General features: G+C 60.4%; 19 protein-coding genes and 2 tRNA genes. 16 read left to right on the top strand and 5 right to left on the bottom strand.

Going from position 1 to position 24801, the window contains the following annotated elements; translation table 11 throughout:
• The first annotated feature begins 8 nt into the window (after positions 1–8).
• The 3 genes from RAM15_RS06385 (at position 9) to RAM15_RS06375 (ending at position 4080) form a co-directional block, all read left to right on the top strand.
• Positions 9–1991: an elongation factor G gene (locus tag RAM15_RS06385; protein WP_306221242.1), complete on the top strand. Its 1983-nt coding sequence runs from the start codon at positions 9–11 to the stop codon at positions 1989–1991.
• A gap of 112 nt (positions 1992–2103) precedes the next feature.
• Positions 2104–2490, top strand: a complete 387-nt coding sequence (locus tag RAM15_RS06380) for a VOC family protein (RefSeq protein ID WP_306221241.1) — start codon at positions 2104–2106, stop codon at positions 2488–2490.
• Between the two features lie 57 nt (positions 2491–2547).
• Positions 2548–4080: a xylulokinase gene (locus RAM15_RS06375; protein ID WP_306221240.1), complete on the top strand. Its 1533-nt coding sequence runs from the start codon at positions 2548–2550 to the stop codon at positions 4078–4080.
• Between the two features lie 303 nt (positions 4081–4383).
• Here the strand turns inward: RAM15_RS06375 and RAM15_RS06370 are convergent.
• Together RAM15_RS06370 and RAM15_RS06365 are read right to left on the bottom strand one after the other, a co-directional pair.
• Positions 4384–4455: transfer RNA gene (locus tag RAM15_RS06370), tRNA-Glu, on the bottom strand.
• A gap of 60 nt (positions 4456–4515) precedes the next feature.
• On the bottom strand, positions 4516–5409 hold the full coding sequence (locus tag RAM15_RS06365; RefSeq protein WP_306222262.1) for a glycosyltransferase: 894 nt from the start codon (positions 5407–5409) through the stop codon (positions 4516–4518).
• 90 nt (positions 5410–5499) lie between these two features.
• Here RAM15_RS06365 and RAM15_RS06360 point away from each other — a divergent pair, with 90 nt between their 5' ends.
• The 10 genes from RAM15_RS06360 (at position 5500) to RAM15_RS06315 (ending at position 17800) form a co-directional block, all read left to right on the top strand.
• On the top strand, positions 5500–6939 hold the full coding sequence (locus RAM15_RS06360) for an AI-2E family transporter (RefSeq protein WP_306221239.1): 1440 nt from the start codon (positions 5500–5502) through the stop codon (positions 6937–6939).
• Entirely contained in the window at positions 6939–8165 is a 1227-nt protein-coding gene (locus RAM15_RS06355; protein ID WP_306221238.1) for a glycosyltransferase family 2 protein, read from the top strand. Before RAM15_RS06360 ends, RAM15_RS06355 begins: the two co-directional genes overlap by 1 nt.
• Before the next feature lie 78 nt (positions 8166–8243).
• Entirely contained in the window at positions 8244–9089 is an 846-nt protein-coding gene (locus RAM15_RS06350) for an ABC transporter ATP-binding protein (protein ID WP_306221237.1), read from the top strand.
• Complete coding sequence (locus tag RAM15_RS06345; RefSeq protein ID WP_306221236.1) at positions 9086–10717, top strand: hypothetical protein; 1632 nt, start codon at positions 9086–9088, stop codon at positions 10715–10717. The genes RAM15_RS06350 and RAM15_RS06345 overlap by 4 nt, the downstream gene beginning before the upstream one ends.
• A gap of 86 nt (positions 10718–10803) precedes the next feature.
• A complete protein-coding gene (locus tag RAM15_RS06340; protein WP_306221235.1) occupies positions 10804–12255 on the top strand; it encodes a D-alanyl-D-alanine carboxypeptidase/D-alanyl-D-alanine-endopeptidase in 1452 nt (483 codons plus the stop codon).
• A gap of 19 nt (positions 12256–12274) precedes the next feature.
• The gene (gene tilS / locus RAM15_RS06335) at positions 12275–13384 is read left to right on the top strand and encodes a tRNA lysidine(34) synthetase TilS (RefSeq protein ID WP_306221234.1); all 1110 of its coding nucleotides are present in this window, start codon (positions 12275–12277) and stop codon (positions 13382–13384) included.
• The gene (gene hpt / locus RAM15_RS06330) at positions 13371–13973 is read left to right on the top strand and encodes a hypoxanthine phosphoribosyltransferase (protein ID WP_101432715.1); all 603 of its coding nucleotides are present in this window, start codon (positions 13371–13373) and stop codon (positions 13971–13973) included. The genes tilS and hpt overlap by 14 nt, the downstream gene beginning before the upstream one ends.
• Positions 13970–16084 carry an ATP-dependent zinc metalloprotease FtsH gene (gene ftsH / locus RAM15_RS06325; RefSeq protein ID WP_045924746.1) on the top strand — a complete coding sequence of 705 codons (2115 nt, stop codon included), beginning with the start codon at positions 13970–13972 and terminating at the stop codon, positions 16082–16084. The genes hpt and ftsH overlap by 4 nt, the downstream gene beginning before the upstream one ends.
• A gap of 82 nt (positions 16085–16166) precedes the next feature.
• Complete coding sequence (locus RAM15_RS06320) at positions 16167–17249, top strand: dihydroneopterin aldolase (protein WP_306221232.1); 1083 nt, start codon at positions 16167–16169, stop codon at positions 17247–17249.
• Entirely contained in the window at positions 17246–17800 is a 555-nt protein-coding gene (locus RAM15_RS06315; RefSeq protein ID WP_306221231.1) for a DUF3180 domain-containing protein, read from the top strand. Before RAM15_RS06320 ends, RAM15_RS06315 begins: the two co-directional genes overlap by 4 nt.
• Before the next feature lie 108 nt (positions 17801–17908).
• Here the strand turns inward: RAM15_RS06315 and RAM15_RS06310 are convergent, their stop codons facing one another.
• Positions 17909–18823: an acyl-CoA thioesterase gene (locus RAM15_RS06310; RefSeq protein ID WP_306221230.1), complete on the bottom strand. Its 915-nt coding sequence runs from the start codon at positions 18821–18823 to the stop codon at positions 17909–17911.
• Between the two features lie 39 nt (positions 18824–18862).
• Positions 18863–20539: an energy-dependent translational throttle protein EttA gene (ettA, locus tag RAM15_RS06305; RefSeq protein ID WP_306221229.1), complete on the bottom strand. Its 1677-nt coding sequence runs from the start codon at positions 20537–20539 to the stop codon at positions 18863–18865.
• Positions 20540–20844: 305 nt separating this feature from the next.
• Between ettA and RAM15_RS06300 the strand changes: the two genes are divergently transcribed.
• The 3 genes from RAM15_RS06300 to RAM15_RS06290 all read left to right on the top strand — a co-directional run bounded on the left by RAM15_RS06300 (position 20845) and on the right by RAM15_RS06290 (position 23347).
• Complete coding sequence (locus RAM15_RS06300; protein ID WP_306221228.1) at positions 20845–21471, top strand: ECF transporter S component; 627 nt, start codon at positions 20845–20847, stop codon at positions 21469–21471.
• A gap of 103 nt (positions 21472–21574) precedes the next feature.
• Positions 21575–23203 carry a peptide ABC transporter substrate-binding protein gene (locus RAM15_RS06295; protein WP_306221227.1) on the top strand — a complete coding sequence of 543 codons (1629 nt, stop codon included), beginning with the start codon at positions 21575–21577 and terminating at the stop codon, positions 23201–23203.
• Between the two features lie 70 nt (positions 23204–23273).
• Positions 23274–23347: transfer RNA gene (locus RAM15_RS06290), tRNA-Ile, on the top strand.
• A gap of 594 nt (positions 23348–23941) precedes the next feature.
• Here the strand turns inward: RAM15_RS06290 and RAM15_RS06285 are convergent.
• A complete protein-coding gene (locus RAM15_RS06285; protein WP_306221226.1) occupies positions 23942–24718 on the bottom strand; it encodes a helix-turn-helix transcriptional regulator in 777 nt (258 codons plus the stop codon).
• Positions 24719–24801 lie beyond the last annotated feature (83 nt).

Here is a 24801-nt window from a genome sequence, read left to right as displayed (position 1 = left end):
GGCCCCCGGTGGTCAAGAGGATAGTGGTGGGGATGCTGGCCCATGTGGATGCCGGCAAGACCACGCTCTCGGAAGCCATGCTCTACCGAGGCGGGGAAATTCGCCGCCCGGGCAGGGTGGATCATGGCGACGCCTATCTGGACACCAACGATTTGGAGCGTCAACGCGGTATTACCATCTTCTCCAAACCGGCCCGGCTGGCCTATCGTGATGTCGAGCTGACCCTTATCGATACACCCGGCCATGTCGATTTCTCGGCCGAGATGGAGCGGGTCCTGTCAGTCTTGGATTATGCCCTCCTGGTCGTCGATGCAACCGCTGGATTAGAGGGGTATGTCGATACGCTCTGGCGGCTTCTGGCAGGCTACGAGGTACCCACCTTCATTTTCGTCAACAAGTTGGATGCCCCTGGAGCTGATGCTGCCCGCATTCTTCAAAGCTGCAAGCAGCGCTGGTCTCCGGGCTGCTTCGATCTGAGCCGTGGACTTGAGCATGGCGATATGGAGGATGTGGCCTTGCTCGATGAGGACGTCATGGATGAGTACCTCAAGACCGAGGGCATATCTGATGAGAGCCTGGCACGGCTGGTTGCCGAGCGTCGTCTCTTTCCCTGCTTCCTTGGGTCTGCCCTGCGTCTGGACGGGGTAGACGCCCTCATGGAAGGGCTGGAGCGGTACACCTTTTCGCCTGGGTACGGCAGAGAGTTCGGCGCAAGGGTGTTCAAGGTATCGCATGATGACAAAGGCGCCAGGCTGACCTGGCTCAAGGTGACTGGTGGCGACCTGCCGGTCAAGTCGTCCGTGATTACCGATTTGTGCAATGGATCCGAAGGCCAATCAGGTTCCGGGAAGACAGGATACAGACAGATCAGCGAGACGATTGACCAGCTTCGGCTCTATTCGGGAGCGGCTTATAGGCTGACGGATTGCGCTCAGGCCGGGAGCGTCGTGGCTGCAACCGGGCTTGATCTGACACATCCAGGACAGGGGCTTGGCTGCGAGCGGAAGGATCTGGAGCCTGTGCTGGAGCCGGTGCTGACCTACGCAGTGACGGCTGAGGGGCTGGATCCGCATCAGGTGTTGAAGGCCTTGCGCATCCTTGAGGATGAGGATCCTCTGCTGCATGTGGTCTGGCAGGAGCAGCTTCAAGAGATTCACTTACGGCTGATGGGCCAGGTCCAGTTAGAGGTGATCCAGGAGGAGCTGGAGCGGCGGTTCGGCATGCAGGTCTCCTTCAGCCAGGGCGGAATCCTCTATAGGGAGACCATCGCGGCCCCCGTCGAAGGGGTTGGACATTTCGAGCCCCTCCGGCATTATGCCGAAGTCCATCTGCTCCTGGAACCTACGGGGCCGGGCAGCGGTCTCAGCTTCGCGTCGACCTGCAGCCTGGACCGCTTGGACGGCAATTGGCAGCGGCTCATCATGACCCATCTGACCGAGAAGGAGCATCTGGGCGTCCTGACAGGTTCGCCCATCACAGACATGCGCATCACCTTGCTGGACGGCCGCGGGCATATCAAGCACACCGAGGGAGGAGACTTCCGCCAGGCCACCTACCGTGCCGTCCGGCAGGGGCTGATGAAGGCAAGCAGTATTCTGCTGGAGCCCTGGTACCACTTCAGGCTCGCCCTTCCGCAGGAGAATCTGGGCAGGGCTATGTCGGACATCTACCGGATGAAGGGCAGCTTCTCGGAACCTCAGGCAGACGGGGACACGGTTGAACTGGAGGGAGATGCCCCGGTATCACAGATGCGTGATTATGCCATCGAAGTCAGCACCTACACCCACGGCCGCGGACATCTGACCTGTTTCTTCAACGGGTATCGTCCCTGCCAGGACCAGGATGCTCTTGTGGATTCCATCGGCTATGACCCCGAGTCCGACCTGGAGAACACCCCTGATTCGGTCTTCTGCGCCCACGGGGCAGGATACCCGGTCAAATGGAACAAGGTGGAGGACTTCATGCACCTGCCCGGCGGCCAATACATCTGAAGCACAGCCTTGATGATTGAGCTTGGTTATCCCCAGCACTGAGCGGCATGCGGAAAAGATCATTCTGGGCGGTCTGCCATTGTTGGTTGATGAGTCACCTAGAATTACGGACATGATTGATCATCTGACGCTGAAGGTTCGGGACATTCAGGCTTCCATCGATTTCTATAGCAAAGCCCTGGAGCCATTGGGGTACGTGGCCAAGGCCCACCATGAGCCCACTATTGGGTTAGGCCCAGAGGACGACGGGGCCCACTCGGACTTCTATCTGACACCGAGTGAGGATGGGACTGCTTCGCCGGTGACCCATATAGCTTTCAGGGCTGCCGATGCCGCAACGGTGGATGCCTTTTACAGGGCGGCGCTCGCCGCCGGGGGCCGTGACAATGGTGCTCCAGGACTGCGCGATTACCACCCCCATTACTATTCGGCTTTCGTTTTGGACCCGGACGGGAACAATGTCGAAGCAGTGGTGGACTGGTCAGGGGCCCAGGGGTAAGTGCGTCGGTCCACATACGGAATCATGTCGGCATCCGGGCGGTTGGGAAGTCCTAGGATGACCGGTATGACCTATACAGCCGCATTCGACGTGGGGACCACGCAGGTCAAGGCCGTTCTTGTGGATGACCAGGGTTCCGCCAGGGTCTGCGCGTCCAGCGGCTTTCTGCCGATTGACACAGGTGATGGGCGTATCGAGCAGAATCCCGAGGATTGGTTGCAGGCCTTCATCGAGGTGTCCCGTGACCTTTTGTCCAAAGCCGGGCGGAGCATCGATCACTTCAAGAGCGACCAGGTCACCGGCATCATCATGAGCGGACAGATGCAGGACCTGATTGCTCTGGACGCGCAGGGACAGCCCGTCGGGCCGGCGATCCTGTACGCGGACGGCAGGGCCGAAGAAGAGTCGGCGGAGCTGACTGAAATCTATGGGGCTGAGTCCTTCTGCGCCGTAGTGGGGAACCCGTGCGACGGGTCCCTGCCGGTGGCCAAACTGATGTGGATGTCGAGGCATCAGCCCGACCGGTATGCGCAGGTTCGCCATGTGCTCATCGATGCCAAGGATTATCTGATTTGGTGGCTGACCGGTGTCTACTGCGGCGATATGACGGCCTGCTCGACGGCAGGCGCCATGGATCTGCACTCGCAGAAGTGGAGAAGGGACATCCTGGAGGCAGCAGGCGTGGATGCCGCAATCTTCCCGGAACTCTATTGGCCATGGGAAAGCGTCGGCATCAGCACGCCGGGTGCATCCGCTGCCACGGGATTTGCTCCGGGAACCACGGTCTATGCGGGAATGGGGGATGCTGGCGCATCTACCTTGGGCGGCGGGGTATTCCATCCCGGTCAGTTCAATATCAACTTGGGCACATCCGGGTGGATCGCTACGGTGACAGACCGGGCTGTGACTGATCGCCCTGGAATGGTCAATCTGGCCTATCTGGGCACTGACAGCATTGTCAATACAGTGCCTTTCTTGAATGCCGGCAACGTGCATGCTTGGGCCACAGGAGTCTTTGCGGGGGGCAGTCCGACCAAGGGCGACAGCGACCTCTATCAGCGCATGGGGTATTTGTTGGAATCCAGCCCTGCAGGGGCACGCGGCGTGATTTGCATGCCCTATCTGGTGGGGGAGCGCTTCCCTATGATGAACCCTTCGATTCGCGGAGCCTATGTCGGGATTTCTTCCGAGACCGAGGCCTGCGACCTTGCCAGAGCCGCGCTGGAAGGCGTGTCTTATTCGATTCGTCAGGGGCTTGACCTGCTGGGCACGCCTATCGAACGCGTCACCCTGATTGGTGGCGGCACCCGCGAACCCCAATGGTGCCAGATGTTGGCGGATATCCTTGACGCGCCCGTTCAGGTGCTTGATGATGCTCATCTCATGCCTGCCGTGGCCCTGGCCCAACTGGTCTCTGTTGGCAAGCAGACCAGCTCTTCTTCACAGCCTGATTTGCAAGCCTTGGAGGAGTTGGTGGAGGCGAACCTTGCAGGAGGCGTCTATTCTCCCGACGGTGCGAACCGTCAAGTGTACGATGCCGGTTACAGCCGGTTCCGGCGTCTATATCCAGCTTTGGATTCGCTTCGGTAAATGCCCATCGGATGCAGTTGTTCCTCATGGCCGGCGAGGATGATCCAGGCTGGCCTAATTGTGGCAACAATTCTGACTGCTTTCCTATGCTCGTAGACTGCGCCACGCAAAGCCGTAGAAATTTGAATAGGTGTGTCTTCACCATGCTGGTGGATTCTCGTCGGCGGTGATCTATAAGTGTGTACTGTTGTGTGCACTATCTTGGCTCAAGATAGACCGAAACAGCCTGGTTCGGATTCTATGCTGATTTTTTGCGAATTTGTTGAACGGCGGAATACCGCCGTTTTCCAACCCTTTGCCTTGTACCCCCGGAGAGAGTCGAACTCTCGCTGTCAGATTGAAAGTCTGGTGTCCTAACCGTTAGACGACGGGGGCGAACGTGGCCATGATACCCGCCCCCTATGGACCAGGCAAGCCTGGTGTGCCGTCCGCCGGTCAGTGATCCTCCTGGTCCAGTTCCTGGTCGCGGCGATGAAAGAGCTCCATCTGTTCGCGGATCCAGACACGTTCCGCAGGGTTGATATCAGCGGATTCCAGGTACTTCTGGTAGACGGGGTAGAAGGCTCGCAGAATGGGGTAGATGGCGTAAAGGGTGTGCTCGGGCTTCTGTTCCCTGGTGTGTTGCGGGTGGGCGTCGAAGGTGTTCTTGAAGCGCTGCATGTAGTGGCGGAAGGATGTGAAGGAAGTGTCCATCCGGCGGGCGCTGATGCCCACGTTCATGTCCTTGCAGTAGACCGTCTTGAACCCCTGATCGATCAGGTGCAGGGAGATATCGACATCCTCGTGCATGATGTCCTCTTTGTCCCTGCAGACGTGGCTGCGTATGGCCCGCCAGGCCGTGGCGCGCAGGGCCATGTTGGAACCGTAGAGCAGGTATTGCCCGTCGTCGGCCCGGTAGATGGCCTTGCGGATGGTATTGTCGCCCTTGAGCCCGATCCGCTTGCCTGGCATGTCATAGTAGGCCACCGGTCCAGTGGCGCCCATGGCCTTGGGGTCCCGGGTGAAGATGCCGGAGACCACCTCCACCCAATTGGGACGGAGCATGCAGTCGGCGTCAATCCGGCCCAGCACATCGCCGGTTGCCCGGTCAAGTCCGTAATTGCGGGTGGGGATCAGCCCCTGTTCACTGTCCTGATGGAGAAGCTTGACATGCTGGTCAGGGTGCTGATCGATGAAGTGCTGGACGATGGAGGCCGTTGCGTCTGTGGAGTGGTTGTCGACTACCAGCACCTCCTTGGGTGCCAGGCTCTGCCTGGTGGCGTTCAGGAGGCAGTCCTCAATGCGTTCTTCCTCATTCCAGGCGGGTATGACTATGGAAACGGTCAACATACCCCTCAGGATACGTGTGCCCGGATACACCGTCGGCTCAACCTGTGCCCTATAGCCCGTCATGTCAGCCATCTTGGGATAATGGAACATATGGCCAACGAGCAAAAGCAGCGCTTCGATTTCGCGACGGTCTTCCCGCCCAAGGGGGATCCGCGCCGACCTCCGGAATGGTTCGGCCGTGCCCTCCTCTATGTAGTGATAGCTGTCTTTCTGGCCTGGTTCGCTTACGCCTCCTGGTGGAAGATCGAATTCCTGGTGCTGGATGTGGTGATCGCCATCTTTGTCTCCCTTGCCATGGAGCCTCTGGTGCTCAGACTGGTCAGGCATGGCTGGCGGCGGGGGGCAGCCTCTGCGGTTACGTTGATAGGTCTGATTATCATTGTGATCGTCCTTATGGGCATGTTCGGCAATTTGCTGGTTCAGCAGGTCATCGGCATGGCCAACGGGGCGCCGGCACTCTATGAGCAGGTGGCGGAATTCATCGCCAGTCGCACACCCTGGCACCTGCCGGCCATGCAGGATCTTGGCGGTGAGATCGTCAAGAACATCCAGACCTCCTGGGTGACGGACTTCGCAGGACAGGCCCTGAACACCACCGTGGGCCTGGTCGGGTCCTTCATTAATGTCATGACCGTCCTGCTGGTCATCTACTACATCTCCGCCGCAGGCCCCAAACTGCGCCGCAGCCTCTGCCAGTGGCTGGCCCCCAGGAGCCAGCGCCGTTTCCTTTTTGTCTGGACCATCGCCCAGGACCAGATCTCCAGCTTCCTGTTCAGCAGAACCATTCTGGCGCTCATCTCTGCGGCCTGCATGTCGGTCTTTCTGGTCATTCTGAAGGTGCCCTACTGGCTGCCGCTGGCCCTCTTCTGCGGGCTGGTTTCCCAGTTCGTGCCAACCATCGGCACCTACATAGGCGGAGCTATTCCCGTAGTGGTGGCCTGGGGAAGCCGCGGACTGCTGGTGGCCGTGATCGTGCTGGTCTACATCATCATTTACCAGCAGATCGAAAACATGATCCTGGCTCCCAAGATCTCCCAGCGGACCATGGACCTCAACCCAGCCATCGCCTTCCTCTCCGTACTGGCCCTGGGTGCGGTCTTCGGCGCCCTGGGTGCCTTCCTGGCCCTGCCTCTGGCGGCCAGCTTCCAGGCTATATTCTCGGCTTCAGTCAAGCACTATGAGCTGATCGACTCCCCGCTCATGCAGGATCCCAAGCCGGTCGGCAAGTCCAAGGTGGTCGAGGGTGTAGAGGCCTTCAACGAGCACGTGGTTCAGCCGGTGGCCAGCCATGTGGGCAGCCGGTCGGCCAAGGGGACCAGCGCCAGGGTCAGAGTGGACGATCCGGTCATGACGATTGCCCGTGAGCTCTACCCGACCTCTTCCCCGACGGCCAAGGATCTGGATGAGTCAGCCACGGTTCCCATACCCAAGTCCGCCTCGGCTCCGGTAAGGCACAGGCCGCTCAAAGGCACCGAGACCACCAACGAGGCCTCCGAGGAAGAGGATAACCCTCGCAAGGAGTGGCGCTGATGGCTCTGCTCAAAGTGCTGGACGTTCTGATGATGCTGTTGGGCGGGGTGGGCATCGTCTACCAGGCCATCTGCATCGTCATCTCCTTTGTCTCCAAGCCCACGGTTTTTCCCGAGGCCCCTTTCGACAAGCGGTTCGCCGTCCTTATTTCGGCCCGCAACGAGGAGCAGGTGGTCGGTCATCTGATCAATTCCATCAAGGAACAGACCTATCCATCCTCCATGATCGACATATGGCTGGTGGCCGATAACTGCACTGACGACACCGCCGGACTGGCCAGGTCCCTGGGCTGTCATGTGGTAGAGCGGCGGGATCCGAACCAGGTGGGCAAGGGCTACGCTCTGACCTTTCTGCTGGACCAGATACTTGAGCGGGGCCTTGCCTCCCGCTACGATGCCTACTTCGTCTTCGATGCGGACAACCTCCTGGACCGCCATTACATCGAAGAGATGAACAAGGCCTTCCAGTCCGGCTTCCGCATACTGACCAGCTACCGCAACTCGGTCAACTTTTCGGACAACTGGGTCTCCTCCGGCTCAGCCCTATGGTTCATCCGTGAATCCCGGTTCCTCAACACCTCAAGGATGGTCATCGGCTCCAGCTGCCATGTGGGCGGCACCGGGTTCATGTTCTCCAGGGAGGTTATGGAGCGCAACAACGGCTGGAAGTTCCACCTGCTGACCGAGGACCTGGAGTTCACCATGGACTCGGTTCTGCACGGCGAGCGCATCGGTTATTGCGGCACCGCCATCCTCTATGACGAGCAGCCGGTCACCTTCAAGCAGAGCTGGCGGCAGCGGCTGCGCTGGAGCAAGGGCTTCCTTCAGGTCTTCCGCTACTACGGGCCCGCCCTGATCTCCAGAGCCTTCCGTGAACGCGACTTCTCGGCCGTGGACCTGACCATTCTCATCTGCCCGCTGACCGTCCTGGCTCTGGTCCGCTGCTTCTTCGGTCTGCTCTTCCCGGCTCTGGGCTTCGTGACCTGGACCAGCCAGGTGACTGAACTGATCAATGGCATCGCAGCCGGGGTTCTGGGTGTCCTGGCCATGATGGGCCTGGCCGCACTGACGGTCCTGGCCGAGCGGGACAAGATAGGCGCTTCCAACAAGGAGCTTTTCGCCTACTGCCTGAGCTTCCCCATCTTCATGCTGAGCTACCTGCCCATCTCATTCCAGGCCATCTTCGCCAATCCTGGATGGAAGCCCATCGAGCACTCCGGGCACTGAGACCGGGCATCCGCCGACATGCAAACTAGATTATGGAGGTGGCCAGGAGCGAGATAATGGTGGGATAGACTTAAGGCCATGTCCGATGAAGCCCGATCAGCCAGCATGACCGCCCACACGGCAGTGGCTCCTCCGCCCGATCCACAGGCAGCGGTCTCTATTCGCGCCCTGGTCAAGTGCTACCAGGGCCGGCCTGCTGTCAATGCCCTCTCTCTGGATATTCCCAGGGGGTCCTTCTATGGGATTGTCGGCCCCAACGGCGCGGGAAAGACCACCACGCTGAACATGGTGACCGGCCTCCTGGCGCCTGACTCCGGAAAGGTCATGATTCTGGGCAGGGACGTATGGTCTGACGTGGATACAGCCAAGCGGATCATAGGCGTCATGCCCCAAGGCGACCAGATCTTCGACAGGCTGACCGGTCTGCAATTGCTGGTCTACTCGGGCATGCTGCGTCGAATGCCGCGCGAGGAGGCGCTGAGCAGGGCCAGGGACCTGCTGGAGGCTTTTGACCTGACCGATGCCGGAGGAAAGCGCGTCTGCGATTATTCATCCGGAATAACCAAGAAGATTTGCCTGGCTACTGCCATGATTCATTCCCCCAGACTCCTTGTACTGGATGAGCCCTTCGAATCGGTCGACCCGGTCTCCAGCGCCAATCTCAAGGACATCCTTGTCGAGTATGTCGATACTGGAGGAACCGTGGTCATTTCCTCGCATGTCATGGCCCTGGTGGAGCGGATGTGCACGCATGTAGCCATCATCAATCATGGTCTGGTTCGGGCTGATGGCACGGTGGCCCAGGTCGCAGCAGGGGAGGATCTGGAGGATCGCTTCCTGGATCTCGTCGGCGGCCGCCATCAGGCCCGCCGGATCGCTTGGCTGAACGGTTCCGGGTCCGAGGAAGACCAGGAGGCGGAATGAGAACGGCAGCCACCATCATCGCCATGCGTTGGTCCATTACCTGGGGAACGGTCAAGCACTCCTCCTGGCAGATGGTCGGCGCCATCATCAGTCTGCTCATGGCCATTGGCATCTGCCTGGCCTCCTGGCAGGCTGCGCTGGTACTGGGAGGATGGCTGCCCAAGGCCGATCCGGGCGACCGCCAGCGTATGGGAACCATCTTGGTCCTGTTCCTGGTCGGGCTGACCCTGGGAGTGATTCTGATTCAACTGACCTTTCTGGGCCAGGGGTCGATCCTGGGCCCTTCGCGATTCGTCCTTTACGGGATTCCTGACGGTCAGTTGCAATTGGGGCTCTACCTGGCCGGGCTGGCCGGGCCTGCGGGATTGACCGGTCTTGTCTGCTTTCTGGCTCTGACGGCCATCTATGCCCGCATGGGTGTCGGAGCTTCGATCATGGCTTTGGTAGCGGCACTGCTGGCTGTCATGGTGATGCTGGCCCTATCTAGGGCTGTTTTGGACCTGGTTGGTACCTTGGTAGTCTCCCACCGCACCCGATCCGGGTTCTACCTGCTGGTCACCGTGGTGATCATGGTTTTGTGCATGCTGCCCTCTCTGCTGACCAGCGGGATTATGGATGGCATGGCCGTCGACACTGATTCTCTCAAGTCCGTGGCCGACATACTGGCCTGGACGCCACTGGGTGCCGCTGTCCGTCTGCCGGAGGATCTCCTTTCGGGATCATGGTGGGCTCTGGTCGGACGTCTGTTTATGGAGCTGGCCACCCTGGCTCTCTGCTTCATGATCGGCATGGTGTGCCTGCGTCATGACCGTTTGCATACTGGGGCGAGTGCTGAGCGGCCGACCGCTCCCAAGGGGCTGGGGATGCTGGGCCGGTCCCAGAACGTTGTGGATGCTATGGCTGCGCGATTGCTGATCTATCTTCGTCAGGACTCTCGTAAGCTTGTCAGCTATCCACTTCTGCTGGTCGTGGTGATTTTATACGCAATAATCTTCCGTCAGATGCCCATGATGCTATGGCTGGGACCGGTATTGGGCGCCCTGATACTGGAGATTCCCGAGGGCAACGCCTTGGCCTACGATGGGCTCGCCCTGCGCATGGAGATAGCTGCGGGAGTGAAGGGTCGTGAGGACCGGCTGTCCCGTGTCCGCAGCCATCTGATCGTGGCTATGCCCTGCATGCTCCTGCTTGGGCTGGTGACTTTGATCCTCTCCGGGGCAATGAAGGGCGGAAGGGACCTGGCCATCTCCTTGGATATGCTTGCTGTGACGGTCGGATTGCTTCTGTCTGGTCTGGGAGTTGCTCAGATTTTCTCGGCCCTGCTGATCTATCCGGTCCCCTCTATGGACCAGCCCTTCACTTCGCCCCAGGGGCGTGCTGTTGCCCAAGGCTTCCTGCCAATGCTGCAGTTGCTGGCTAGCCTGGTGATCATGCTGCCCACTTTATTAGTGGCGCTGCTGTCTATGACCAAAGGCGGGATGCTTCCGCTCTGGCTGCCTATGCCGGTAGCACTGGCCAACGGTTTGATTACCCTCGCCATAGGTGTAGCTTTAGGGTCCCGGATCTTTGATCGTCGACAGTCGGCCATTCTGCTGACTCTGGATCGCTATGCTTCTCTGCAGTCCTGAGGCAGTGACAGGACCAGTACTAGGCTAGTTGGATGATGCCTACCGATCCGAACTCGGTTGGCGAGCACAAGTCCGGGAGTGAGCAATTGGGTGACAGACATCAGCTGCGCATGACACGCCGTCGTCGGATCAAGCGACGCTGGCGGGTGGCCCTGGCCACGCTTGTGGCTGTCATACTGGTTGCCGGCTATGCATGCATGGACTTGGCTGACCTGGTGCCTGGACCGCTCACCTTGGCCAAGACCAGTCATTCTTCGGTCCCCCCTGCGGTCATGATGGGCGTGCCGCCGACCCTTGCCGCCGACAAGCCTGGGTCCGCAGCGGATGCCGGCCAGGTCCAGCAGCTGGTCAACGCTTTCGCCGACACACCGGGCCTGGGCAATGGCTACTCGCTGGTCGTGCGACAGGCTGACGGACGGGTGCTGGCCCAGAAAAACGCGGACCAGGCACGCCAGCCAGCTTCCACTATGAAGACCCTGACCGCAGCCGCAGCCGCCTCTGTTCTGGACATGTCCTCACAGCTGGATACCGAGGCGGTTCTGGATTCCTCTACCCCCTCGCAGGCAACGCTGACCCTGCGCGGTCACGGCGATATGCTCCTAGGGGTAGGCAAAGACGACCCCCTGCATGTCAATGGCCGGGCCGGACTAGGGACTCTGGCCGAGAAGACGGCACAGGCCCTGCATAAGCGAGGGATAGACCGAGTGACTCTCGCCTACCAAGACACGCTTTTCGGCGACGATCTGACACCGAAGGGAATCGAAGATAACAATCCCGATGGAATCTACTTCCAGGAGCCCGTCTCCATGGCCGTGGATGAGGCCAGGCAGGGCCGGACTGAGCCTGTTGCTTATCCGGATGCTGGCGAGATCTACCTTCCCAGGGTCGAAAACCCGGCAGGAGTCGCTGCAACAGTCTTCGCCAGCCGCCTGATGGAGTCCGGGATCCAGGTGGACAATGCCCAGGGGCCCGACCGGGCCGACCACGCCCAGGGCAGGGTTCTGGCCCGTATCAGCTCGGCGCGGCTCAGTGAGGTTATGTCGCTGATGCTGCGCAACTCCGACAACAGTCTGGCCGAGCTTTTCGGCCGCCTGACCGCTCTGGCCCTGAACATGCCCAACAGCCCAGCCGGTGCTGTGAAGGCCGTTGTCAGCACGCTGAACAAGCTGGGCGTGGACACCGCGGGACTCAAGATGGCCGACTGCTCGGGGCTTACCCCCGGCTCCGTCCTGCGGGTGGGCACCTTGGCTGACGTCCAGCAACTGGCTCTTGCTGACAAGGGTTTGACTCCTCTGGTCAAGGGCCTGTCTGTAGTGGGCCTGACCGGCACAGCGGCCAGCCGAAAGGTGGATGACCAGGCTGATGGACTGATTCGGGCCAAGACCGGCACTCTGGATCAGGTGACCTCGCTCACGGGCAATGTGATTCGTCGCTCTGGCGGTGTTTTGGTCTTTGCTGTGGTCGTCAACGATCCCGAGGACGCGGCTGCTGCCCGACAGGCTGTGGACACCTTGGTCGGATCTTTGGATCGGATTTGAGCAGGAAGAAGCCTGGACCATGGTCTATTCAGCGGCAATGAAAAAGGCGGTGGGGCTCCTGCGTTCGACCCTTGACGGGGAGGGCTTGGGCCTGCAGGATCAGCGGTTCGCCCATCACGGGGTGCATCGGCCCGATCCGGATGCCCCATTGATTCTGGTGGCCTGCTCTGGAGGCCGGGATTCCCTGGCCCTGGCCTGTGCGGCCCACCTGGTGGCCGACATGACCGGGCTGCGGTGCGGTGCCCTGCTGATCGATCATGGTCTGATGCCTGATTCGGATCAGGTCGCAGAGCGCGCGGCTGGAACCTGCCGAAAGCTGGGATTGAATCCGGTCCGAGTCACCAGAGTGGATGTACCGGTCACCTCGGCCGGCCCTGAGGCCGATGCACGTGCAGCCCGCTACCAGGCGCTCTCCGAACAGGCCCTTGAGCTGGGGGCCAAGGCCGTCCTTCTGGCGCACACTCGTGACGATCAGGCTGAGACGGTGCTGATCGGACTGATTCGCTCACAGGGGCTGGAGGCCATCACCGGCATGGCTCGGCGTGTGGAGCGTGGGGGAATGCGTTACCTGCGTCCCTTTCTGGACCTGGACCGGAAGGATACCACGGCTATTTGCCGCCAGCAGGGGATCGACTGGTGGGATGACCCTACTAACGGCGATGATCGACCGGCTGATTCCACGCTTCCCGAGACCCTGCCGCTGCGCTCGCGGATCCGCCACGACCTGCTGCCGGCCTTGAATCGCTTCGCTGGGCGGGACATGGCCCGCCGCCTGGCCCTTGGCGCGGATATGGCCCGTCTGGATCAGGATTATTTGGACACCCAGGTGGATGGCTTGTTCCAGCGGCTGGTCTCCCGCCCCGATTCGGATCATATAGCCAAGGGGGTGCTGGCCTGCTTGGATGCCCACGGATTGGCCGACTGCCATCCGGCTCTGCGCACCCGCTTGCTGGCCCAGGTACTGACCAAACTGGGCATAAGGTTCACGGCCGTGCAGGTCCAGGCTCTGGATAATTTGGTCTGCCGGTGGCACGGCCAGCAGGGCCCTCGTTTTCCCAGCTCCCATACAGCAATCCGTAAGGGTCAAGTCATTCTCATATGCAATGATGGAGACCATGCGCATCGCTGATATTCAATCCCATATCGACCATGAACTGGTGTCCAAGGAACGGATAGAAGAGCTGATCAACCGGACGGCCAAGCAGGTCAGCCGGGATTACCGGGGCAAGAACCCGATCATGCTGGCCGTGCTCAAGGGGGCTTTCAACACGCTTGCCGCCCTCTCGCAGGCCGTCACCATTCCGGTTCAGATCGAGTTCATGAGCATCTCCAGCTATCCGGCAGGCAAGACCAGCGTTTCTGAGGGAGACCTGGACATCAGGATGGATCTGGACTGCGATGTGCGCGGTCGGCATATTCTGATCGTTGAGGATATTATCGATTCCGGCTACACCTTGCACTGGTTGGTCGAGCATCTCAAGGAGCGAGGGGCTGCATCGGTGGAGATCTTCACTCTGCTGGACAAGACCTCGCGGCACGAGGTGGAGGTGGATGTCAAATATCCAGGGTTCGCCATACCCGACGAATTCGTTGTGGGCTTTGGGCTGGATTACGACGAGCAGTACCGTAATCTCGACTCGATAGCCGTACTCAGGTCCGAGGAATACATGGACCCGACCCAGAAACAGGATCATCAGGATCAGGGGGAGCAGTCATGAGCTACTCGCAGGGACCGCAGCAGGGTCCGCCCAATGGGGGCAAGGACAACGGAGACAAGGGCAACAACCCCTTCAACTTCAACCTGGGCAACAACGGTTCTGGCCCCAATGGGGGCAACCGCTCATTCTGGCGTTCCCCTTGGCTCTGGGGGATTCTGGCCGTGGTCATCATCCTGGCCATTTTCGGCTTCTTCAGCAGCCAGAACGGCGCTCAGACCATCGATACCCAGGACGGCCTGGAGCTGCTCAACGACCGCAGCAGCATGGTCAAGAAGGCCGAGATCACCGAGAAAATGCAGGTCGTCGAGCTCAAGCTCAATAGTGACTTCGTTAAGGATGTGCCCGGCTTCCGCGGCAACCGCACCTCCAAGAACTTCGGCAAGGACGTACAGTTCTACTACGTGGAGGCCCAGGGGCAGCAGGTGGTCAAGGCCGTAGAGAAGGCCAAGCCCTCCGAGGGGTACAACTCGGTGGTGCCGCAGACCAGCATGATGAGCTACCTGATATCCTCCATCCTGCCCATGCTGATCATTTTGGGAGTCTTTTGGTTCCTGCTCTCGCGCATGTCCTCGGCGGCCGGCGGCGGCATGTTCGGCATGGGGGGCAAGAAGAACTCCGCCAAGCTCAGCGACGGGCAGACCCCCAAGACCAAGTTCTCGGACGTGGCCGGCGAGGAGGCCGCAGTCCAGGAGGTGGAGGAGATCAAGGAGTTCCTCAAGGATCCCTCCAAGTACAAGGCCCTGGGCGCTCGCATACCCCGTGGCGTCCTGCTCTATGGTCCCCCTGGAACCGGCAAGACCCTGCTGGCCAGGGCCATCGCCGGCGAGGCCAGCGTGCCCTTCTACTCCATGGCAGGCTCTGACTTCGTCGAGATGTTCGTCGGTCTGGGCGCCTCCCGAGTGCGCGACCTGTTCGATGAGGCCAAGAAGAACGCGCCGGCCATCATCTTCATTGATGAGATCGATGCTGTGGGCGGCAAGCGCGGCTCCGGCATGAGCGGTGGCCATGACGAGCGCGAGCAGACCCTGAACCAGCTGCTGGTGGAGATGGACGGCTTCGACAACGACACCAACCTGATTATCATCGCAGCCACCAACCGTCCCGACATTCTGGATCCGGCCCTGCTCAGGCCCGGCCGGTTCGACCGCCAGGTAGCCGTGGAAGCTCCTGATCTGGAGGGCCGTGAGGCCATCCTCAAGGTCCATGCCAAGGGCAAGCCCTTCGTGCCTGACGTGGATCTGCACACTGTGGCCGTGCGGACGCCTGGCTTCACCGGCGCCGACTTGGCCAACGTGCTCAACGAGGCTGCTCTGCTGACCGCACGTTCCGATGCCCAGCTGATCGACAACCGGGCCATCGACGAGGCCATCGACCGCGTGCTGAGCGGACCTCGGCGGCGGACCAAGGGCATGGCTCTGGCCGAGATGCGCAACACCGCCTACCATGAGGGCGGCCATGCCATGGTTGCTGCGGCCCTGCACCACACCGACCCGGTCACCAAGGTGACCATTCTGCCTCGCGGGCGGGCCCTGGGCTACACCGCGGTCATGCCCACCACGGACCGCTACTCGCAGTCCCGCAACGAGCTGCTGGACCAGATGGCCTATGCCATGGGCGGCCGCGTGGCGGAGGAGGTGGTCTTCCATGACCCGACCACTGGCGCCTCCAACGACATCGAGAAGGCCACCAGCATCGCCCGCCAGATGGTCCTGCAGTATGGGTTCTCATCCAAGTTGGGCGCCATCAAGTGGGCTGACGAAAATGACCAGGACGCCGGACTCGATGCCCTGAAGCCCCACAACTACTCAGAGAAGACGGCCGAGGCCATCGATGAGGAGGTCCACAATCTCATCGAGACGGCTCACGAAGAGGCTTGGCGGATCATCACTGAAAACCGTGACGTGCTGGATGAGCTCGTTCGACAGCTCCTGGTCAAAGAGACTCTGAACAAGGACGAGCTGGCTGCGGTCTTCGCTGGTCTGCGCAAGGCTCCCGAACGTCAGCTCTGGCTGTCTGCGCCGGATCGGCCGGACTCCGAGCAGCCTCCGGTGGAGATTCCTGAGGAGCTCAGGCGCAGCGTAAACGGACCGTCCGCAGAGGACCAGCACTGAATTCTGAATCGGCTCGGTGCCCTGCATATGGTCCCGGGGCCGGTGCCAGTGAATCTTCCAAGGCGAGGGAGGAGCGTACATCATGGATTCCATCCGTCTGAGTTCCATCAAGGTCGCACCCCTGCATGGCCAGCAGAAGCCTGGGCTCGGCTACCAGGTCGATGCCGTCCTCTACCTGGATTTGAGTGAGGCAGGCAGGCTCAACGACGGCACTCAGACCGTGGACTATGTGCAGATTGTCCGGCGGATCGTCAACCTGGTCCAAAACGAGCCGGCTGATGAGATTCTGGAGTCCCTGACCGCCAAGGTGGCTGATGCCATCCTGCTCTCCCATCAGATCCGCCGCACCCGGGTCACGGTCACCCGTCTGGGTGCTGACCAGGGAACAGGGGTCGGTTTCCAGGTGGGCGTCACCCTGGAGCGTGCGGCCGACGATCAGGTGGAAGGCAACCCGGCCAGCATGGAATCTGGACGAGTCAGGGGCGGCGGGAATGCTGCTCTAGGGCATCCCTCCTTCCTGCTGTCTGGTCAGGCCGATTCTGGCCATGCGGCACAGGCCCGGCTGCGTCACCCCGTAACCTCCTCCACGCAGAACGGCCTGTCCTCAGATTTGGAGAATGATAACGAAGCGTCTAGTCAGCCGACTGTTGAGGGGGCCAAGCCAAAGGGCCTTCTGATGCGTGATGTGATTGCGCTGGAGGGAGCATCGGGAACCGACCGGCTGACCATGCTTCGTGCTCTCGCAGCCTTGGACGGGATCCCCGGCAGCCAGTTGGTCGGCATCTCGCCCCTATATGCCTATCGGGACGACCAGGGGGATCAGCGTCTATCGGCCGTGGTTATTCTGCAGACACCGCTGAATCTGGAGGAACTGCGGTCGGCCCTGGACATGGTGGCCGCCCCTATCAGACAGATGGGCGGATTGGATGCAGACGTGGTCGAGGTGGAGAGCTTGGATGGTTCGGTTCTGTCCTCTCAGGACCGTCCGCCTCTGCTGGCTGCCCATGCTCCATCGCGCATTTTGATTCCCTGGGCTTACTTGGAGCCTGAACACAGTCTGCCTGGAGCTGACGGATCCTGTCTGGCAAGCCTGGCCAACCGCGCTCCTGACCGGGATCGCATCAGCCTGGTCTCGGAGGACTGGATTCTGGACGGGTTGTCATGAGGGCCCGCCGCACACCGCTCGTGCACTACCTGGTCGCCCTGGTCTTGGGGCTGATGGGAGGCGCCGGCATCTCGGAACTGGGCATGTCCACCAGGACGGACCTCATGGGGGTTCCCTGGCTGGTCAGCGTTTTGCTCTTCCTGCTGGGGGCGGCCATCCTGATCATGGCCTTCCAGGTGCATCGCTACGCCAAGGGAGACCGCAAGGAGATGGATTTGCGCTTCGCGGTCAACGTGCTGATCATGAGCAAGGCCTTGGGCGTTGCCTGTGCCGCCCTGTTGGGCTGGTATGGCAGTCAGGCACTGATCAGCATGGGGCATGCAGGCGCGCCCTATTACACACGGGTCATGCAGGAGTGCCTGGTCGCCTCCCTGGTCTGTCTGATCGATGTGGTGGCCGGAGCTGTGGGGGAGTGGCTCTGCCAGTTGCCCCCGGATGACGGGCCTGAGAACCCCGATCGGCGCAAGTCCTCGCGTAGACCCATGGCCGATGCGACCGATACCGCTGACAGGGCGAAGATAAAGGCCAATTCAAGTAAAAGGCCGGGCTGAACAGGGTTCAAGGCCGTAGCCTAAGGCATTTCCGAAGATGGCCGACCTGCTGCAGACCAGGCTGTTGACTCTTCGCCTTGGAAAAATACGCGATGACCTTGTGGCCGCTCAGTTTTTAGGCACCCTGATCATGGCCTCCTGAACCATGTAGGCTGCCAAATCACCCTGACGGTTGTAAACCTTGGCCATGCACAGGCTGCGGCCGTGGTCGGCCACTGGGGACTCCTGAATAAAGCAGTGCCAATCGCAAGGATCCAGATCCTGATACCACCACATGGCATGGTCGATGGAGGCGAAGGAGATACCCGGGGTGGTCATGCTCAGCCCGGCACGGCGCAGGGCGGGCTCCATCATGATCTGATCGCATTCCATGGCCAGCAGGGCCCGGCGCATCAGCGGATCCAGGTCGGCACCTCCCTGGGTGCGGCTCCAAACGGCCTGGCGGCTCCTGCTGTCATCCTCGGAATCCCTTTTGTCTGCCTCATCTGCATCATCCAGCAGGACCGTGCCGCCGACGTGGCGCATGTCGAAGGGGCTCTGATGGGCATAGTAGTCAGCGAAGGGGGACTGGTCGGCATAGGGTTCCATCAGCTCTCGGGAGCCAGGCAGATCCTCCGGATCGGGCAGCCCCGTCGGCATGGGGTCGGCATAGCGGATGCCCTCCTGGCCGACCTGCTGGTAGGAGAGCAGGGCGTTCAGGATGGTCCGTTCCCCCTGGTGCAGATCAACACGTCTGGAGGAGAAGGAGTGCCCATCTCGAATGGTCTCGACTTCAGCTTGAACGTCCTGATCCAGGAGTCCAGTGCGCAGATAATAGGCGTGCATCGAGTGGGGCAATCGACCTTTCGGCACGGTCCGCCCGCCGGCCATGATAGCCTGACCCAGCAGCTGGCCCCCGTAAAGGCGGCCTGTGGGGAAGTCCAGCGATTTGCCTAGAAAACGGGAACGGCCATCGGCAGGCTGCTGTTTTTGCAAATTCAACCCGGCGATGGCCTGGGCCAGTGCTTCATCCTCGGTGCTCATGCTTCTCCTGGGCCCTCAATCCCTCGTGATGTGCTTCGTTCAGCGGGTCAGCTTGCGGTGGATGCGGTGGGGCCTGGAGGCCTCCTCGCCCAGACGCTTGACCTTGTTCTCCTGGTAGGCCTGGAAGTTGCCCTCGAACCAGTACCAGGAGGCCGGATTCTCGTCCGTGCCCTCCCAGGCCAGAATATGAGTGGCGATCCGGTCCAGGAACCAGCGGTCGTGGGAGATGACCACAGCGCAGCCGGGGAAGACCAACAGGGCGTTCTCCAGGCTCTCCAGGGTTTCCACATCCAAGTCGTTGGTCGGCTCGTCCAGCAGGAGGAGGTTGCCGCCCTGCTTGAGGGTGAGTGCCAGGTTCAGTCTGTTGCGCTCGCCACCGGATAGGACGCCGGCCGGCTTCTGCTGATCCGAACCCTTGAAGCCGAATGAGGCCACATAGGCGCGGGTGGGCACCTCGACGCCGCCGACCTCGATGAAGTCCAGCCCGCCGGAGACCACCTCCCAGAGGTTCTTGTTGGGGTCGATGCCCTCGCGGTTCTGATCCACATAGGAGATCTTGACCGTGTCGCCGACCTCCAAGGAGCCCGATGTCAGAGGCTCCAAGCCCACAATGGTCTTGAAGAGCGTCGACTTGCCCACGCCATTGGGCCCGATGACGCCCACAATCCCGTTTCGAGGCAGGGTGAAGCTCAGATCGTCGATCAGGACGCGGTCGCCGAAGGCCTTGTGGATGTGCTCGGCCTCCAGCACCTTGGAGCCCAGACGGGGACCCGGCGGAATCTGAATCTCGGAGAAGTCCAGCTTCTTGTTGTTCCGGGCCTCGTTCTCCATCTGCTCATAGCGCTCCAGACGGGCCTTGTTCTTGGCCTGGCGGGCCTTGGGGGAGGAGCGGACCCATTCCAGTTCGTTGTTGAGACGCTTGGCCAGTTTGGCGTCCTTCTGCCCCTGGACCTCCAGACGCTTGGCCTTGGTCTCCAAGTAGGTGGAGTAGTTGCCCTGGTAGGGGTAGAGGTGGCCGCGGTCCACCTCGCAGATCCATTCGGCCACGTTGTCCAGGAAGTACCGGTCGTGGGTCACGGCCAGGACAGCGCCCTTATAGGTGTGCAGGTACTGCTCCAGCCAGAGGATGGACTCGGCATCCAAGTGGTTGGTGGGCTCGTCCAGCAGGAGCAGGTCGGGGGCTTCCAGCAGCAGCCGGCATAGAGCCACCCGGCGGCGCTCCCCTCCAGAGATGACCGAGACCGGGGTGTCCGGGTCGGGGCACTGCAGGGCATCCATGGCCTGATCCAGCTGGGAATCCAGATCCCAGCCGTTGGCGGCATCAATTTGCTCCTGGAGCTGGCCCATCTCGGTCATGAGGGCGTCGTAATCGGCATTGGGATCGGCCATCTGCTCGCCGATCTGGTTGAAGCGGTCCACCTTGCTCATGATGTCGCCGAAGGCCATGCGAATGTTCTCGCCGACGGTCTTGTCTTCGTCCAGGGGCGGCTCCTGCTGGAGGATGCCTACCGTGTAGCCGGGGGTGAGCTGAGCCTCGCCGTTGCTGACCGTGTCCAGGCCAGCCATGATCCGCAGCAGGGTGGACTTGCCCATGCCGTTGGGGCCCACCACGCCGATCTTGGCGCCGGGCAGGAAACTCAGGGTCACATCGTCCAGGATGACGCGGTCGCCGAAGGACTTGCGCGCCTTGATCATCTGATAAATGAATTCGGCCAAGAAGCTACCTCACAGAACCATAGAAAAGACAGTGGAAACTGCATTCATGGTAGTGGGAACTTCTGACTTATGCGCCGGGCTGATAAGCAAGGTCAGTCAGGCGGATGGCCGCCTATAAACAAGACCTATGACCAGACCCTGGTTCTGCCGCCGTGGTCGGGGTAGCCTTGAGTCGACGTTCCCGCCCGGCATGCGCAGGTCAAGGAACGCCGGACGGATCTTTGCCGGCTTGGGCGGGTTCCCTCCTATCGCTGTGCGCATGAGGAACGGGCCGTCCGCTCTATGACGGTTGCAAGGGAGTATCAATGACGGAGAAACAGCAGCAGGGTCGGATTTCCACAGCTCATCGGTTGCGTTGGAGGCCGCTTGACATAGCGGTCGGCGCAGGCCTGGGCGCGGTGTCGGGGTTGATTTACTGGTTGGCCAGCCTGCTCGCCTCGTGGATATTCCCGCTGATGACGGCCCTGCTTCCGGGGATGGCGGCCCTTTTGCATGGGGTCTTCTACTTTCCCTGCACCCTTTCCCTGCTGATACTGCGCAAGCCAGGCGCAGCCGTCTACGTTGGCATCATCAGTGTCCTGGTCGAGATTCTGCCTGGCAACGCCTATAACGTGCCGATGATTTTGGTGGAGGCCATCATCGAGGCCCTGTGCGCGGAACTGGCCTTCGGAATATTCCGCTACCGCCGCTGGACCCTGGGAACGACCGTTCTGGGGGGTGTCCTGATAGCCTTGGTCTATAACGCTTTTCTCCTGGCCTTCTATTATCAGGGGGTCTCCCTCCTCAGCCCGAGGGGGATCATCGGCACCATCTGCGAGCTGATCAGTGGAGTGGTCCTGGCTGGACTGGTCAGCTGGTTCCTCTTCCGGGCCATCGGCAGCACCGGTGCTCTGGATCGGCTGGCATCCGGGCAGGATGTCAGGCAGGTCTGAATATCGGCATCCTCGCCCACCCGACCGTATTGACCATATGTTTATTGACTCAGTGTTTCCCGTGCAGCTGTGACAGCCCATACCGGGCAGGAAGGGTCCTACTATGACCAAACTTCGTTCCTACCTTGCAGCAGCGGTGCTTCCGCTCATCCTGGCAGCGGGCGCCTGCGGCCCCTCCCAGGCCTCCCAAGAAGACAGGATTGACCCTCAGGCCGCCATCAGCGTCAACAATGCCGAACCTACGGCTCCGCTGATTCCCTCCAGCACCAACGACACCGCGGGCTGGAAGGTGATGACCCAGCTCTTCGACGGGTTGGTCACCTTCGATGCCAAAGGCGGGATGACCCTGGTCGAGGCCAAATCGATTACTCCCAATCAGGATGCAAGCCAGTACACGATTGTCCTCAAACCAGGACTCACCTTCAGCGACGGGGAACAGATCACAGCCAAGACCTATGCGGATTCCTGGTCCTTCGCGGCGAATGCAGCCAATGGGCAGCTGGGCGCCTCGGCTTTTTCGACCATCGCCGGGTACGAGCAGGTGCAGGATGAGCATGGCGACCCCAAGGCTCCTCTGTCCGGTCTCCGGGTGGTCGACGACCTGACCCTGGAGGTGACCATGGACAAGCCGGATTCCTCCTTCCCCTACAAGGTGGGAGATGTGGCCTTCCTGCCACTGCCGGCAGCCGCCTACAAGGACATCAAGGCCTTCGGCAAGAAACCGATCGGGAACGGGCCCTACCGCTTCAAATCATGGGTGCCTAATCAGGGCATCAAGCTGGAGAAGGATCCCTCATACAAGGGACCGCGCAAGGCTCGGAACGGAAGCCTGGAGTTCAGGGACTACCAGAGCCTCGATGCCGCCTATGCCGATATCCAAGCCGGTCACCTGGATGTGCTCGATACGGTTCCGGTCTCCCGCCTGAAAACCTTCCATACCGATTCGGGCCTGCAGCCCTTGATCAAGCCAGGGCCGGCCTTCCGGTCCCTGACCATCCCGCAAGGCCTGCAGCATTTCCAGGGGCAGGAGGGCGCCCTTCGCCGGGCGGCCCTGTCGTATGCCCTGGATCGCGCGAAAATAGCCGACAAGGTCTTCGCTGGTTCGGTTACGCCGACCACTGATTTCCTGGCACCCACCATCAAGGGGAATGCTTCCGACATCACAGGCAAAGAGGTACTGAAGCACGATCCGGACCAGGCCCGTAAACTGTGGAAGCAGGCTGATGCCATATCTCCCTGGGAAGGCACGCTTCGCATTGCGTACAGTGCCGACGGGGCAGACAAGGACTGGGTTGATGCGGTTCTGCATGAGTATGCCCAGGTTCTGGGAATCAAGACGGCACCGAATATCTTCCCGACTGGCAAGGAATTCAATACTGCAGTTCATAACCGTCAGGTCAACAGTATTTTCAATTCGGGCATCACCTCGGACTATCCCCACCCCGAAGGCTACTTGGTTCAGGGATATGCCTCCAGCCAGGCTGATGGCAAGGGTCTGAACAACGGGGACTACAAGAGCGCCGAATACGATGCCATTCTTTCCCGTGCCGCCTCCAAGACCGATCAGGACGAAGCCATGCAGGACTATCGCCAGGCCGAGGCCGTCCTCTTCAAGGATCTTCCGGTGCTGCCGCTCTGGTACAGGAAGGTATCGGCGGTGGCCGGCAAGCAGGTTCGCCAGGCTCCTTTCGGATACATGGGCCTGCCTGTCTACAACCAGGTCACCAAGTAGGTCCGACAATCCGGATCTGCTTGATGACGAGTCGTTTTGATACCATGACTCTGGCCGGTACAATCGGCGCGGGGCCTTAGCTCAGTCGGTTAGAGCAAACGACTCATAATCGTTCGGTCCAGGGTTCAAGCCCCTGAGGCCCCACACAGACAAGCCCCCGGAACCTTTAGAAGGTTTCGGGGGCTTTATTGATGGATCGAATTAAGAGGTTCAGGTTTCTCAGCCCAGTACTGGTTCGCGTCTTCGATGACTGCCAGTGGAATGACTAAGGTTTTGTCCCCCGAACTTTCTTGATAGTCTTAGTAGAAGGACCAGCCCCGGCTAATGTCGGGGCCGTCCTCTCGCCGCCTAGCTCTAGCATCCATGATTCACCGATGCAAATATGTATGGCTTCACATGTAAGCCGGGGGAAAAGAGCTAGGCGCGTTTTTTATGTCGGATCATAGAGCACCCTCGGTGTATATCCACTTCTCGGTGCCCCAAACGTGCTTACGTAGACAGCCATCAGATCTGCGCACGGCACAATAATCCGGAAGCGCTTCCGTAGAACCGCTAAGTATGAGAATTTATCAGGGAAAAGAATACGGGACGGGCTCGAGTAGGAGCCGTCGGCTTATGCCGGGAAACTATACGCATGTACATCTCCTCTGGAACTGAAAATAGTTCAGCCCCTGTAGGTCCATCGTGTATACGTCCCCCGTATATCTTGTACTAATCATACACCTTGGAGGGGGTGTGTCAAAGCTGAGCAGGGCGAGCCGGGGTGCTCTGATCTGGGTCCGCAGCCGCATTGCGTATCGTGTGTAAATAGCGGTAGACGCTGGGTGAGGAGATCCCTAGAGCCCGGGCAACTGCGTCCACCGAGCCCTTGACCAGGAAGACCCCTGACCCATCCAGGCGCGTGATCAGCTGCAGTCGCTCCTGCCGGTTCATTCTTGCCGGAGGAATACCAAGCTCTGCGGCGAATTCGGCAATATTATGCGTAACTACTTCGTCTGTGTTGACTGAGAGCACTTCACGGGTCGATTGGCCGGTCCCGGTCTCAGCATCCGATTCTTCTGATGCGGCTCTATCGTCGTTCAGTACCGCAGCAGGATCGGCCAGTCCCAGAGCGTCCAGATAAGCGCTTGCTCTTCTGAGCTCTTTGCTGGCCTGTCGGAAGGCGGAGCTGTCGAAATTGATGCAGAGAAAGCCGATCACCCGTCCTCTGGAATTCCGCACGAACAGGGTGGACGAGACCACGGGATGCCCATGGATGGTGTAGCCAGCGTAATGGGTCAAATAGTTGTGCTGGTCGTATTCGTGGTTCCGCCAGATGTGCAGGACCAGGTCGGTGGCGGGACTGCCTATGGTGCGTCCGCTCAAGTTGCCGTTGGCGATGGCAACCACCGAATGCGAGAAATCCCTGACGTTCTGAAGCACAACTTCCGTCTTGGGGCCGAGGATCTTACCCAGGAAGTCCACCAGCGGGACGAAAAGCTGCAGAGAAGATGAAACGGGCTTTGATGCACTCATTTGGTCACCCCCATCCACTGACTAAAGCCAGATAGTACCATCGCTGCTCTGGTATTAGACGCAGACACTCGGACGGAGTCCGC

It is taken from the genome of Bifidobacterium asteroides, assembly GCF_030758775.1.
Lineage (GTDB): Bacteria > Actinomycetota > Actinomycetes > Actinomycetales > Bifidobacteriaceae > Bombiscardovia > Bombiscardovia kimbladii.
Note: the sequence above shows the minus strand (reverse complement) of the source record. Positions and strands in the feature narration are given on the sequence as shown.

Coding starts and splice junctions, on each gene's coding strand:
- RAM15_RS06380 (WP_306221241.1), top strand. CDS start 2,104: ATGATTGATCATCTGACGCTGAAGGTTCGGGACATTCAGGCTTCCATC.
- RAM15_RS06345 (WP_306221236.1), top strand. CDS start 9,086: ATGAGAACGGCAGCCACCATCATCGCCATGCGTTGGTCCATTACCTGG.
- RAM15_RS06285 (WP_306221226.1), bottom strand. CDS start 24,718: ATGAGTGCATCAAAGCCCGTTTCATCTTCTCTGCAGCTTTTCGTCCCG.
- RAM15_RS06365 (WP_306222262.1), bottom strand. CDS start 5,409: ATGTTGACCGTTTCCATAGTCATACCCGCCTGGAATGAGGAAGAACGC.
- RAM15_RS06355 (WP_306221238.1), top strand. CDS start 6,939: ATGGCTCTGCTCAAAGTGCTGGACGTTCTGATGATGCTGTTGGGCGGG.
- hpt (WP_101432715.1), top strand. CDS start 13,371: ATGCGCATCGCTGATATTCAATCCCATATCGACCATGAACTGGTGTCC.
- tilS (WP_306221234.1), top strand. CDS start 12,275: ATGGTCTATTCAGCGGCAATGAAAAAGGCGGTGGGGCTCCTGCGTTCG.
- RAM15_RS06375 (WP_306221240.1), top strand. CDS start 2,548: ATGACCGGTATGACCTATACAGCCGCATTCGACGTGGGGACCACGCAG.
- RAM15_RS06310 (WP_306221230.1), bottom strand. CDS start 18,823: ATGAGCACCGAGGATGAAGCACTGGCCCAGGCCATCGCCGGGTTGAAT.
- RAM15_RS06315 (WP_306221231.1), top strand. CDS start 17,246: ATGAGGGCCCGCCGCACACCGCTCGTGCACTACCTGGTCGCCCTGGTC.
- RAM15_RS06350 (WP_306221237.1), top strand. CDS start 8,244: ATGTCCGATGAAGCCCGATCAGCCAGCATGACCGCCCACACGGCAGTG.
- ftsH (WP_045924746.1), top strand. CDS start 13,970: ATGAGCTACTCGCAGGGACCGCAGCAGGGTCCGCCCAATGGGGGCAAG.
- RAM15_RS06300 (WP_306221228.1), top strand. CDS start 20,845: ATGACGGAGAAACAGCAGCAGGGTCGGATTTCCACAGCTCATCGGTTG.
- RAM15_RS06320 (WP_306221232.1), top strand. CDS start 16,167: ATGGATTCCATCCGTCTGAGTTCCATCAAGGTCGCACCCCTGCATGGC.
- RAM15_RS06360 (WP_306221239.1), top strand. CDS start 5,500: ATGGCCAACGAGCAAAAGCAGCGCTTCGATTTCGCGACGGTCTTCCCG.
- RAM15_RS06295 (WP_306221227.1), top strand. CDS start 21,575: ATGACCAAACTTCGTTCCTACCTTGCAGCAGCGGTGCTTCCGCTCATC.